This is a genomic window from Nocardia sp. NPDC052001 (assembly GCF_040680615.1).
GTDB lineage: Bacteria > Actinomycetota > Actinomycetes > Mycobacteriales > Mycobacteriaceae > Nocardia.
Genome location: NZ_JBFAXC010000003.1, coordinates 257,760 through 269,632 on the forward strand (window position 1 = coordinate 257,760; position 11,873 = coordinate 269,632).

General features: G+C 65.3%; 12 protein-coding genes. 6 read left to right on the top strand and 6 right to left on the bottom strand.

From position 1 onward, the window contains the following. Window positions 1-4: 4 nt before the first annotated feature. Window positions 5-1,045 carry an alpha/beta hydrolase family protein gene (locus AB0L82_RS16605; RefSeq protein ID WP_364636641.1) on the bottom strand — a complete coding sequence of 347 codons (1,041 nt, stop codon included), beginning with the start codon at window positions 1,043-1,045 and terminating at the stop codon, window positions 5-7. Between the two features lie 670 nt (window positions 1,046-1,715). After that, entirely contained in the window at window positions 1,716-3,161 is a 1,446-nt protein-coding gene (locus AB0L82_RS16610) for an acetyl-CoA C-acyltransferase (protein ID WP_364636643.1), read from the bottom strand. Window positions 3,162-3,415: 254 nt separating this feature from the next. Between AB0L82_RS16610 and AB0L82_RS16615 the strand changes: the two genes are divergently transcribed. From AB0L82_RS16615 to AB0L82_RS16625, 3 genes are read left to right on the top strand one after another with little or no spacing between them, the layout of a single operon-like run. After that, window positions 3,416-4,249: a hypothetical protein gene (locus tag AB0L82_RS16615; protein ID WP_364636645.1), complete on the top strand. Its 834-nt coding sequence runs from the start codon at window positions 3,416-3,418 to the stop codon at window positions 4,247-4,249. Between the two features lie 51 nt (window positions 4,250-4,300). Continuing rightward, a complete protein-coding gene (locus AB0L82_RS16620; protein WP_364636647.1) occupies window positions 4,301-6,232 on the top strand; it encodes a fumarate reductase/succinate dehydrogenase flavoprotein subunit in 1,932 nt (643 codons plus the stop codon). Between the two features lie 2 nt (window positions 6,233-6,234). Beyond that, window positions 6,235-6,981, top strand: coding sequence for a succinate dehydrogenase/fumarate reductase iron-sulfur subunit (locus tag AB0L82_RS16625; RefSeq protein WP_364636649.1), 747 nt, complete (start codon window positions 6,235-6,237; stop codon window positions 6,979-6,981). A 63-nt stretch (window positions 6,982-7,044) separates the two neighbouring features. On the opposite strand, the gene AB0L82_RS16630 is transcribed toward AB0L82_RS16625, so the two are convergent. From AB0L82_RS16630 to AB0L82_RS16640, 3 genes are all read right to left on the bottom strand, one after another. Continuing rightward, window positions 7,045-7,182 carry a hypothetical protein gene (locus AB0L82_RS16630; RefSeq protein WP_364636651.1) on the bottom strand — a complete coding sequence of 46 codons (138 nt, stop codon included), beginning with the start codon at window positions 7,180-7,182 and terminating at the stop codon, window positions 7,045-7,047. 180 nt (window positions 7,183-7,362) lie between these two features. After that, on the bottom strand, window positions 7,363-7,557 hold the full coding sequence (locus AB0L82_RS16635; RefSeq protein WP_364636653.1) for a DUF397 domain-containing protein: 195 nt from the start codon (window positions 7,555-7,557) through the stop codon (window positions 7,363-7,365). Then, window positions 7,554-8,441: a helix-turn-helix transcriptional regulator gene (locus AB0L82_RS16640; protein WP_364636655.1), complete on the bottom strand. Its 888-nt coding sequence runs from the start codon at window positions 8,439-8,441 to the stop codon at window positions 7,554-7,556. The genes AB0L82_RS16635 and AB0L82_RS16640 overlap by 4 nt, the downstream gene beginning before the upstream one ends. A 377-nt stretch (window positions 8,442-8,818) precedes the next feature. Between AB0L82_RS16640 and AB0L82_RS16645 the strand changes: the two genes are divergently transcribed. The 3 genes from AB0L82_RS16645 (at window position 8,819) to AB0L82_RS16655 (ending at window position 10,852) form a co-directional block, all read left to right on the top strand. Continuing rightward, window positions 8,819-9,022 (top strand): hypothetical protein, encoded by a 204-nt coding sequence (locus AB0L82_RS16645; protein ID WP_364636657.1) that lies wholly within the window; start codon window positions 8,819-8,821, stop codon window positions 9,020-9,022. Between the two features lie 429 nt (window positions 9,023-9,451). Then, a complete protein-coding gene (locus AB0L82_RS16650; RefSeq protein ID WP_364636659.1) occupies window positions 9,452-9,967 on the top strand; it encodes an N-acetyltransferase in 516 nt (171 codons plus the stop codon). Between the two features lie 51 nt (window positions 9,968-10,018). After that, window positions 10,019-10,852, top strand: coding sequence for a hypothetical protein (locus tag AB0L82_RS16655; protein ID WP_364636661.1), 834 nt, complete (start codon window positions 10,019-10,021; stop codon window positions 10,850-10,852). A 5-nt stretch (window positions 10,853-10,857) separates the two neighbouring features. Here the strand turns inward: AB0L82_RS16655 and AB0L82_RS16660 are convergent, their stop codons facing one another. Then, the gene (locus AB0L82_RS16660) at window positions 10,858-11,871 is read right to left on the bottom strand and encodes an SCO2521 family protein (protein WP_364636663.1); all 1,014 of its coding nucleotides are present in this window, start codon (window positions 11,869-11,871) and stop codon (window positions 10,858-10,860) included. Window positions 11,872-11,873: the final 2 nt, after the last annotated feature.

Consider the following 11,873-nt stretch of genomic DNA (forward strand, 5'->3'; position numbering starts at 1 on the left):
CGGCTTACAGCCCCAGCGCCGGACCGAGCACCGGCCAGGACCGGTGCAGTTCGTCCTGCCAATAGCCCCAGGAGTGGGTGCCCGGCGCGTCGAGGTTGTAGGTGATGTCGGTGCGGCCCAGGGCATTCGTGCGTTCGGCGAGCCGGGCGGTGCAGTAGTTGGTGGCCGCCTCGATACCGCCGCCGACCATCATCTGATTGGCCAGAGTCTTGGTGTTCTGCCGCACGGTCGGATCGGCCAGCACATCGTGCGGGCCGGGCAGTCCGGTGCCACTGGAGATGTACATGGGGATGCGCGGCAGCCGGTCGGCGTTCAGCAGCACATCGTGCGCGCGCCATTCCGGGCCGTTCAGCGGACCCCACATATTCTGGGCGCGACCGCCGCCGAGGCTGATGACGAAGTTGATGAACGACTGTCCCAGTGGATCACTGGTCATGGCGCAGCCGCTGTACGCGGCGACGGTGCGATACAGCTCGGGGGCCGCAATGGCCAGGTCGAGCACCGAGGTGCCCGCCATGGAGATGCCCGCCAGGCCGTTCACCCCATTGGTGCCGAAGGCGTGATCGATGACCGGCGGCAGTTCCTCGGTGAGGAAGGTGGCCCATTTGTTCCGGCCGTTGTTGCCGAGCAGCTTGCCCAGGCCGGGATCGTCCTGCTGCCAATCGGTGTAGTAGCTGAACGCGCCCTCCATCGGGACCACGATATTGACCTGCTTATCGGCGAAGAAGCCGTTCAGATCGGTTTGCGCGACCCAGCTCGCGGCGTCCTCGCCGCCGCCCGCGCCGTTCAGCAGATAGAGCGTGGGGGCCGGGGTCGCGGTGTCGACGGGCCGCAGCACCTGAAGTGCGATATCGCGGTCCATGGCCGGTGAATAGACGGTGATCTGCAGCAGGCGTCCCGTGCCCGCGGTCTGCGATATCAGCCGGGCCGGAACGGCGGCCTGCGCCGGTGCCGGGGCCGGGGCCGGGCCGACGGGAGTCCACAGCAGCGCCGCGGCCAGCAGACTCAGCCCGAACGCGGTGTTCCGCAACCGCCGTGTACTCATGAAATCGCCTGTGCCCCTGTGCTATCGCCAAGGGGGCGCACCCGAGTCGGTGCGCCCCCGTAATCGACTATCCGTAGGTTTTACTTGCCCGCGGCGGGGGTGCCGCCGCTCAGCGTGATCAGCGCGTTCACGATCGTGGTGCCCAGGCTGCCGATGCTGCCACTGCCCTTACCGAGGACATCCCAGAGTGATCCCATGGTGTATCTCCTTGTCGTGCTTGTGATTTAGCGAATTCGTCGGCTACTTGCCGCGGAAGGCGGCGAGCGAGCCGAGGAAGGTGTCCAGCAGGCTGTCGCCCGCGACCGCGGAACCGAGAGCCGGAATTATGGAGCCGAGCAGATCGCTCAACGAACCCATCGTGAATCTCCTTGTACGCGTTCGTCGTTGCCCCGTGCGAACGGCGCCTGCCCGCAAAGAGAAACGTCCACGTTCATCAATGAACGTGACGCAGGCAACATAACAAGCGACCACTTTATGATCAAGACATCACGCGAAAAATTCTTCGCCACGCGCACTATCGATCTGGCGAATTTTCAGCAACCACTGCTGATTTGGGCACTCCCCCGAAAACAGTGGCTTCCGCTACCCCGTACCCCGTGCTATTCGGGCGCGCGAATCGTTTCCGTTCAGCAGCAACAGTCGGCGTGTCGAACGGCGTGTCGAAATCGGATCAGGCGCGGTGCCTGCCGAAACGCCGGGGCGGACGCGCCCCATGGAAGCGCGCACCGCGCGGGGTCGGAGCGACCTGTTCGGTATAGGCCGATTCGAAGACCGCGGCCAGCGCCTCGGACGGACCGGTCGGAATGGCCGCTAGCCCGTAACCGCCTTCGCTGCGGGCCAATTCGTGCAGCAGCGTGGTCACCATGCGCAGTCCGGCGGCCCCGCCCGGATCACCGAGCGCGATGGCCGCGCCGTGCACATTGAGCCGCTCGGCGGGATCGAATTCCCAGCCCTCGCGCTCCCAAAGCCGGGTCAGCGCAAGCACTTCCACCGCGCTGGTTTCGTCGATCTCCAGCAGATCCAGCGCTTCCAGACCGAAACCGCTGCGTCCCAACGCTTTTTCGATGGCGGGAGCGGCGGCGGGCACGGCCTGATCGGGTTCACCGGTGGCGGCGGCCCAGCCGACCAGATAGCCGAGCGGTTCCAGGCCCAGATCGACGAGGCGGTCCTCGGCCACCACCAGGCAGGCCGAGGCGGCCAGGGTGCGGGTGCTGCTGTTGCCGACGGTGGTGACGCCACCCGGCAGGAACGGTTCCAGCGCCGCGAAGGCGCGCGCGGACACATCGTCGCGCAGGCCCTCATCGCGGTCGACCAGTTGCACCACACCGGAATTCACATCACCGGCGATGGCGTTCACCACCACCGGCGCGGTCTCCTCACCGAAGATGCCCTGCCGCCGGGCGCGCGCGGCGCGCCGGTGACTGGCCGCGGCGAACTCATCGGCCTCCAGCCGGGAAATCCCGTAGTGCTGCGCCAGCAGATCCGCGTACTTGGATTCCTGCGGACGGCGCACACCCTCGGCCGCGGCCCACACCGCCAGCTGTTCGCCGGTGTCCACCCCCATCGCCACACCGTTCGTGCCCATCGCGGCCCCGTTCGGAACGGGTGGCGAAACCCGTTGCGCGCCATTGGGCCAGGGCGAGGACAACGGTGCCCCGCCACCGGAGAGCACGAGTCCGCTCGCCGCCCCCGGTCCGCCATTGCGCGGACCGCGCGGGAGCGGACCCGCACCCAGCGGTCCCGGACCGGCCGGTCCGAGGGGTTGTTTGGGGGCGCAGGGGAATTCGGCGCCGAGGGCGAGCACCACGTCCGCAGAGCCGGTCTGCACCATCATGGCCGCGGTGATCAGGGCGCGCAGGCCCCCGCCCGGACCCGCGCCGAGCGGGAATTCGCCCACGGTGGGCGGTAACCCGGCCAGCGGGACGGCGGCGCGCACCGCGCGCTGATCCGGCACCGCGGTGACGAGTTGTTCGATGCGGTACGGGTCGATGCCCGACCGGCCCACCACCGCGCTCAGCACGGTGGAGATCAGCCGTTGCGGGGCGACCGCAGCGAGGGCGCCGCCCGGCAGACCGACCGGTGTGCGCATCGGCATGACGATTGCGGCTCTTCTCATCACAACAGCTCCTAACTCACTACAGGGCAAGGTCCCACAGTGTTGTTGCTGCTGTGTGACGGCTGAGATAGCCGTTTGTTCACCAATCAACCGACGGGCCGGGAGAATGGCGGATTGTGGCGCAAATCACGGGATCACGAATTCGCGGTACCGAGCTCGAGTGATAGCTGCCCTGTCGTAGGGTGCTCACCATCACATTCGATGCCGGAGGTAACGATGACGTTCCACGGGGTAGAGCAGCGAGGCATCCAGCAGTGAGCGCCGCACCAGTCAAGGGTCCTGAATCGAGCACAACCGGGGTATTCAGCAAGGGTCGTGCGGCCATCTCCGCGCGCACCCTGCGGACCGACAGCTGGTGGGTTCCACCGCTGGTCACCGTGCTGGGCCTCGGCACCTTCGTCATCTACGCCACCGTGAGATCGTTTGCGCGCGCGGCGTATTGGGTGAACGACTACCACTATCTGACGCCGTTCTACTCACCGTGCCTGAGCGCGTCGTGCGTCGAGGGTTCGAGTCACCTCGGCACGCCGATCGGCCACCTGCCCATGTGGATTCCGCTGGGCTTCCTGGTGTTGCCGTTCCTGTTGCTGTTCCGGCTCACCTGCTACTACTACCGCAAGGCCTATTACCGCGCGGTGTGGTTCTCCCCGCCGGCCTGCGCCGTGGCCGAACCGCACGCCAAGTACACCGGCGAGACCAAGCTGCCGCTGATCATCCAGAACGCGCACCGCTACTTCTTCTTCGTGGCGGCCATCATCGCGGTGATCAACACCTATGACGCGGCTATCTCGTTCCACGGCAAGGACGGTGGCTTCGGCATCGGCCTGGGCACCATCATCATCACCGGCAACGCGCTGCTGCTGTGGGCGTACACGCTGTCCTGCCACTCCTGCCGGCATATCGCGGGCGGGCGGCTCAAGCACTTCTCCGCGCATCCGGTGCGCTACTGGTTCTGGACCAAGGTCTCCGCGCTGAACACCCGGCACATGCTGCTGGCCTGGACCACCCTCGGCACGCTCATCCTCACCGACTTCTACGTCATGTTGGTCGCGAGCGGCACCATCAGCGATCCGCGGCTCATCGGCTGAGCACGGTACGACTGATCCCAATCCTCAAGTCTGTCAGGAGTATTCGGTTCCATGCCTGAAGTCGAACGGCACAAGTACGACGTCGTGGTCATCGGTGCGGGCGGCGCCGGACTGCGCGCGGTGATCGAAGCCCGCGAACACGGCCTCTCGGTGGCGGTGGTGTGCAAATCGCTGTTCGGCAAGGCGCACACCGTCATGGCCGAGGGCGGTTGCGCGGCCGCCATGGGCAATGCCAATGAGAAGGACAATTGGCAGACCCATTTCAAGGACACCATGCGCGGTGGCAAATTCCTCAACAACTGGCGGATGGCCGAACTGCACGCGCAGGAGGCCCCCGACCGGGTGTGGGAGCTGGAAACCTATGGGGCGCTGTTCGATCGGACCAAGGACGGCCGGATCAGCCAGCGCAATTTCGGCGGCCACACCTATCCGCGGCTCGCGCACGTCGGCGACCGCACCGGCCTCGAACTCATTCGCACCATGCAGCAGAAGATCGTCTCGCTGCAGCAGGAGGACTTCGCCGCCACCGGTGATTACGAGGCGCGCATCAAGGTCTTCGCCGAACTGACCATCACCGAACTGCTCAAGGACGGCGACAAGATCTCCGGCGCGTTCGGCTACTGGCGGGAATCGGGCCGGTTCGTACTGTTCGAGACCCCGGCCGTGGTGCTGGCCACCGGCGGAATCGGCAAGTCCTACAAGGTGACATCCAATTCCTGGGAGTACACCGGGGACGGCCACGCCCTCGCGCTGCGGGCGGGCGCGACGCTGATCAATATGGAGTTCCTGCAGTTCCACCCGACCGGCATGGTCTGGCCGCCGTCGGTGAAGGGCATCCTGGTCACCGAGGGTGTGCGCGGTGACGGTGGCGTGCTGAAGAACTCGGACGGCAAGCGCTTCATGTTCGACTACATCCCCGGAGTCTTCAAGGGGCAGTATGCCGAATCCGAGGAGGAGGCCGATCAGTGGTTGAAGGACAACGACTCCGCGCGCCGCACCCCTGATCTGCTCCCCCGCGACGAGGTGGCGCGCGCCATCAACGAAGAGGTCAAGGCGGGCCGCGGCACCGAGCACGGCGGTGTGTACCTGGACATTTCGTCCCGGCTGCCCGCCGCCGAGATCAAGAAGCGGCTGCCGTCGATGCATCACCAGTTCCTGGAACTGGCCGATGTCGACATCACCGCCGAGCCCATGGAAGTCGGCCCGACCTGCCACTACGTCATGGGCGGCATCGAGGTCGATCCCGATACCGGCGCGGCCACCGTGCCCGGATTGTTCGCCGCCGGTGAGTGTTCCGGCGGTATGCACGGCTCCAACCGGCTCGGCGGCAATTCGCTGTCGGATCTGCTGGTGTTCGGGCGGCGCGCCGGTCTGGGCGCGGCCACCTATGTGGAGCAGCTGGCCGGGCGGCCCAAGATCACCGATCAGGACATCGCCGCCGCCGCGAAAGCCGCTGTGGTGCCGTTCGATCCGCCCGCCGAGGGGCCGGGCGAGAACCCGTACACCATGCACCTGGACCTGCAGCAGACCATGAACGATCTGGTCGGCATCATCCGCAAGGAGGGTGAGCTGAAGCAGGCCATCGAGAAGCTCTCCGAACTGCGCGACCGCTACGACGGCGTCACCATCGAGGGCCACCGGCAGTTCAATCCGGGCTGGCATCTGGCGCTGGATCTGCGGAACATGCTGCTCATCAGCGAGTGTGTGGCGCAGGCGGCGTTGCTGCGCACCGAATCTCGCGGCGGGCACACCCGCGACGATCATCCGGGCATGGATCCGGCGTGGCGGAACAAGTTGCTGGTCTGCCGGATCGATCCGGACGAGATCGGTTTCTCGGTGCCGTCGGTGACCGTCACGCCCGAACAGCAGATCCCCATGCGCACCGATCTGCTGCGTCTGTTCGAACTGAACGAACTCGAAAAGTATTACAGCACCGCCGATCTCGCGCCCGTGCGGGACGGCGACGCCGGAGAGGCGGAATAGCCATGGCGTACGACGCGAAGTTCAAGGTCTGGCGCGGCGATATCGAGGGCGGCGAGCTCCAGGACTTCACCGTCCAGGTGAACGAGGGCGAGGTCGTGCTCGATGTGATCCATCGCCTGCAGGCCACCCAGACACCGGATCTGGCGGTGCGCTGGAATTGCAAGGCAGGCAAGTGCGGATCGTGTTCGGCGGAGGTGAACGGGCGGCCGCGGCTGCTGTGCATGACCCGCATGAATACCTTCACACCTGATGACGTCGTCACCGTGACGCCGCTGCGCACCTTCCCGGTGATCCGGGATCTGGTCACCGATGTGTCCTTCAATTATCAGAAGGCGCGGGAAATACCGTCCTTCACTCCCCCGGTGGATCTGAAACCCGGCGACTATCGCATGCAGCAGCAGGATGTGGAGCGGTCGCAGGAATTCCGCAAGTGCATCGAATGCTTCCTGTGCCAGAACACCTGTCACGTCGTCCGTGATCACGAGGAGAACAAGGAGTCGTTCGCGGGGCCGCGCTATCTGATGCGGATCGCGGAATTGGAGATGCATCCCCTGGATGTGGCGGATCGGCGCGATCTGGCGCAGGACGAGGCCGGGCTCGGATTCTGCAATATCACCAAATGCTGTACCGAGGTATGCCCGGAACACATCAAGATCACCGATAACGCGCTGATCCCGCTCAAGGAGCGGGTGGCCGATCACAAGTACGATCCGCTGGTCTGGCTGGGCAACAAGCTCTTCCGGCGCTGAGACCGCAGCCTGCCCGTCGTTCCACGGAACGGCGGGCAGTTTTTTACGGTATGGCGGAAGGGATTACAGCATCGCGACCACGCCCAGCGCCACCGCGCCGACCAGCAGCCCCACGGCCACCGCCGATACCAATGCTCCGGTGAGTACGTATATGCCCATCGCCGATACCGCGAAGAGCATCCCTACGATCAGCCGTTCCATCCAGTCATCGGGACCTACTTTGCGGTACCGGGGTCGGGAATTCTTCAGCCCTCGGTCCACGAATACTTGGATACCCAACTTTAGCCGTCGCAAACATGTTTTCGATATGTAACGGCCACCGTTTCGTGATCTTGGGCGGGGCGGGCGATGAACAGGAAGTTCATCGCCCGGTGACCGTTATCAATCGCGCACGATCAATTCCGTGAACGAATCCCATTCCCGCGCACCGAACACCAGGGCGGGGCCGCCGGGATTCTTGCTGTCCCGCACCCCCACCTGTCCACCGGTCAGGAACGCCACCTCGACGCACTCCTTACCGGCCCCGCTGCGGCTGCTCTTGAACCAGCGCGCACCAGCCAGATCCCGCACACTCATGCCGAATACTCCTTCGCCACCTGCCGCAGCAGGTTTCTGCTGTCCTGGACCTCCAGCGCGCAGCGTTCCAGGCTTTCCTGCGCCCGGCGATAGCGCTGAACATCGCCCTGTCTTTCGAGATACAGATCGCCGGTGAACCCCTCCACGTACACCACCGGGGGTTCCACCGGCTGCCCTTTGCCATCTGTCCCGAACTCGAGAATCACGAATGGGCCGGTCGAAAGTCCCAGGGGGACACCGGCATCAAAGGGCAGGATGCGCAGTGCGACATTGGGTCTGGTGCTCACCTCCGCCAGGTGCCGCACCTGCGCCGCCATCACCCTTGCACCTCCCACCGACCGGCGCAATACCGATTCGTGCAACACCATGGCGACCGTCGCCGGATGCATGCGGCGGGTGATCAGCGCCTGCCGCTGCAACCGCAGCTGGACGCGTCGATTCACCTCTGCCGCAGACTCTTCCGGATATCCGAGGGTGTTCAGGGCCCTTGCGTAATCGGCGGTCTGCAGCAGTCCGGGCACCAATTCCGATTGGTAGCAGGACAACTGCTGCGCGGATGCTTCCAGGCCGACGTAGACGTCGAAGTTCTCCGGGATGAGGTCGCCGTAGGAGTGCCACCAGCTCTTCACCGCGGCCTGCTGCGCCAAACCCTTGAGCCCCTCGGCGATTTCGGCCGGGATGCCGTAGATGCGGCACAGCTCGTGGATGTCGATGGTGCGGATGCGATCGGCATTGCCCTTCTCCAGCCGCTGCAGCGTGCTCGCGCCCCATTCCATGAGTTTGGCGGCCTCGGCGATGGTCAATCCGGCCTGTATCCGCCAATCCCGTAAATAGCGCCCGAGCTGGCGGCGGGGCAGGGTCGATGACGCAGGGCTCTCTGACACAGCGCGCTCCGTTCTCGGTCGCGGGCACGAGCGGGGCGGCGGCACGACGATGCCGGAGGCTGGCGGCACGATAGTGTTGCGGCACACCGGCTCCCGCCCGGACGCACTTCTCATCGGCTGGGGGCTTCGTCCACTATGGAGAATCTTCCTCTCCCAGTTGGATTCACTGCTGGGAATTCGCGCAATTTTGCGTTCTCATCTTCGAAAATCACCCGCCGGGCGGCTGCTCATGGTGTGCTGGATATGTGCCCGGGGCGGTGTTGCCAGTCCCCTTTCGTTTCCTGAATGCTCCGGGTACTTCAGGAATTCCATGCGGAACGAGGAGTCATGGCCGAAGCAGTCACCCCCTACCACCTCTCTCTTGCGGAGGTCGGATCATGCAACTGACCGCCCTCAATATGCATGTAGCCGGATTGCTGCGGTGTCGCAGGGATCCGGGTGTCATGAGCGCCGAACAGGCCCACGCCGCAATGCAATTGCACCTCGATTGCACGGTTCAGACCTGCAAGGTGCGGCGCCGCGCCCGCGCGACGCTGGTGGACGAGGGGCGCTGCGTCCTCGACGAGCGCGCCCTGCCATGACAAACGGCGCCGACCGGTATGAGCGCGCGGTCTTTCGCGCACTGTGGTGGGTGCTCGATCGCCGCCGCGCGTTCATCCGCCGGCGCCGCGTCCAAGGGCCGGGGAAGGCCCCTGGCCGCCAGAACAGCTGCCGCACCGCCTTTCGATAGCCGTCGCACCTTCCAACCTCCTGGGTGCGCCGGCCAACCCCCGCCGCGTTGCGTCAGCGCGGTTCGGCCCGCCCGTCCGGCAGACGGCAGGCGGGCCGAACCGCATCCCACCACGGCTCCCACCCTTGCCGACGGCCCGACTCGCGTAGAGCTCCGCTCACAAGGCCCTGCGCTGGTCACAGATGTGTACACTGCCTCCTATTTCGTTGCGGAGACACCGTCCGGGTACACGTCTAGGCTTGGAATCAGAGGGCTTGTGTACGTAGCGCAAGGGGAGCACATGACCGCCACCGAGGAGGCTGTTCTGTCGCCGATGTATCGGACGGCGGAACTCGATGATCTCCCGGACATCCAGATCATCGATTCGACTGCCTTCCGGGATCGCCCCTATCCGTATTTCGTACTCAAACAGCTCATCGAAGGCAGTACCCGCTGCGTCGTCGCTGTCGAACCCGACACGGACGGCGAGGACGATGTGGTGGGCTACGCCCTGACCATGGCCGACGGCGGGCGTGCCTGGTTGATGAGCCTGGCTGTCTCCCCCGAGCGGCGCGGTAGCGGCTACGGTCGCGGACTGCTGCAGCGCACCGTCGAGGTGTGCCTGGAGAAGGGGGATGTCGACGAAATACTGCTGACCGTCGACCCCAAGAACCGATCCGCCTACAACCTGTTCAAGGATTTCGGTTTCGTGCTGCACGATCGCGATGAACGGTATTTCGGCGATGACGAACCCCGCGATGTGCTGATCTACAAGGTGCACCGGGTGCCCGACCCGTTACCTGCCCTGCAAGACTGAAAACGGTTACCCTGGAACCTGATTGGTGGTTCGCAGTGGGGGAGTAGCCGAATGCCGACGGCTGATGAACGGTGGGGGCGACTGAATTCGGTCATCGAGAATATCGATGACCGCGCGGCCCGGCACACCGGGAAGCTCGATTCCGCTCGAGCTGCCGATCTCGCGAAACCCACTGTGCTGGACGACTTTCACGGTCGAGTAGAAGCGCTGATCGATCGATCCGGACTGATCAATCTCGGACGTCATGGCAACCGGCTGATGTTTGTCCAGGTGTACGAACGGGCGCGACCCTTGGCACCCGACGCGGAAGCCTGGCGAGCCCCGCTACTGGCGGGACTACTCGCCGCCGAAATCGAGTTCCGCGGCCCGTTACGCCTGAGTCAAACCCAGAACACCTTACTCGCAGCCGAATTCGAGAAATTGGCTGCCGAACTCCGGCTGGCGGGACTACCCGTACACGCGGTGCTCGCTTGGCGGCGAGCGATGGCACTGCACCGCCTCACCGAGGATGTGCAGGCCGAGGATCGCTGCGGACTGGCGCTGGCCCGAGCCCGTCGCCGCGCCATGGTGCCGCGTTGGCGGCGGATACCCAGTGCCCTCTCGGATTTGCTGTGCGGCTACGGCTATCGACCCTTCTGGCTACTCGGATGGGTAGCGATGGAGATCCTGCTGTGCACCTCGCTCGGCCTGTTCTGGCGCGGAACGGTGGCCCGCGGCGATGTGATCTACCTGTGCGTAGTCGGCTTCCTCAACCCACTGGATCCGGGCAATGCCGAGCATATGGCTGCTCCCGCAAAGGCGCTGTTCGCCGTAGAGGCTTGGCTGGGCGTGGTGTCGATGTCCGTATTCTTCGCACTGCTTGTTCGAAAATGGTTCCGGCTCTGAGGTTCTCAGCGATCATCGTCGGAAAGTTCCCCGCGCGCGGCGTAATACGTAGCCACCGCGATACGGCGTTCCAACTGTTCGACCCGGGTCACCCACTGCTTCGAGAAACCGGCCTCCGACTGTAGATCCCGCCACAGCGGCCGCATGGAAGGCGGGGTGTGCCCGCCCGGCATCCACAGGTGCGCCAGGTGTTCGAGTACCGGGGCCAGTACTTCGATCTGCCGCCCGTAACCACCGCCGAATCCATCCGCGGCCCGCACCTTGGCATCGATGACGGTGAGCAGCCAGTCGTGTACCGCGAGGTCCTCGCAGAATCGCAGTGCATCGGGTAGATCCTCGACCCGCCGCACGGTGATGTGCACGGTTCGTGTGACTTCGTCGGCGAGTCGGAAAGACACTGTGGTGCCAAGGCTGCCGCCCATTCGAGCCGTCCAGCGCAGCCGGGTAATGGGCGCGAGCAACGGCGGTTTTCGGTCCAGCAGAGCGGATTTGCGCAGTTCATCGAGTTTCCGTGCGCATATCGATGCGAGATCCAACATGGTGGCGCCCGACGCGCCGAGATATCCGGCGATCAACTCCCGTTCCGCGATCGCGCGATCGGGCAGCGGTCCGATCACCTCGGTCGTGCCGACCCGGCCGACATAGTGCGACCAAGCGCGGCGCCGTTTCTGCGGGGCCCGCACCACCGTGGTGTGCGAGGACAGTTGCGCCAGTCGGCCGCCCACCACGATCGCCGTGGAGGCGACAGTCCCCACGATGCGTGCCGCATCCGTCGTACCTCGGGCCAGATAGCAGTCAACGCCCACCGCCCGGGGCGGCGAAAAAGCCAGCGGCCCAGGCCGTTCGCGACGCCGCACTCGCGCCCCTGGCACCAAGGACAGGAAATCCTCGGTGGCCTGGCCGTCGAGCGTGGTGGTATGCGGCAGCAGACACGTACGGATCTCGCCGAGCACCACCAGCGGCGCCTGCGAGACGCGACGCGCCTGCGGATTCGATATCGGCTGCGCGTCGGCGGTCATGG

What these genes read in the sequence shown, in the direction of transcription:
- AB0L82_RS16655 (WP_364636661.1), top strand. Translation starts at nt 10,019, where the DNA reads ATGCCGACGGCTGATGAACGGTGGGGGCGACTGAATTCGGTCATCGAG.
- AB0L82_RS16620 (WP_364636647.1), top strand. Translation starts at nt 4,301, where the DNA reads ATGCCTGAAGTCGAACGGCACAAGTACGACGTCGTGGTCATCGGTGCG.
- AB0L82_RS16625 (WP_364636649.1), top strand. Translation starts at nt 6,235, where the DNA reads ATGGCGTACGACGCGAAGTTCAAGGTCTGGCGCGGCGATATCGAGGGC.
- AB0L82_RS16630 (WP_364636651.1), bottom strand. Translation starts at nt 7,182, where the DNA reads ATGGAACGGCTGATCGTAGGGATGCTCTTCGCGGTATCGGCGATGGGC.
- AB0L82_RS16610 (WP_364636643.1), bottom strand. Translation starts at nt 3,161, where the DNA reads ATGAGAAGAGCCGCAATCGTCATGCCGATGCGCACACCGGTCGGTCTG.
- AB0L82_RS16660 (WP_364636663.1), bottom strand. Translation starts at nt 11,871, where the DNA reads ATGACCGCCGACGCGCAGCCGATATCGAATCCGCAGGCGCGTCGCGTC.
- AB0L82_RS16605 (WP_364636641.1), bottom strand. Translation starts at nt 1,045, where the DNA reads ATGAGTACACGGCGGTTGCGGAACACCGCGTTCGGGCTGAGTCTGCTG.
- AB0L82_RS16650 (WP_364636659.1), top strand. Translation starts at nt 9,452, where the DNA reads ATGACCGCCACCGAGGAGGCTGTTCTGTCGCCGATGTATCGGACGGCG.
- AB0L82_RS16635 (WP_364636653.1), bottom strand. Translation starts at nt 7,557, where the DNA reads ATGAGTGTGCGGGATCTGGCTGGTGCGCGCTGGTTCAAGAGCAGCCGC.
- AB0L82_RS16645 (WP_364636657.1), top strand. Translation starts at nt 8,819, where the DNA reads ATGCAACTGACCGCCCTCAATATGCATGTAGCCGGATTGCTGCGGTGT.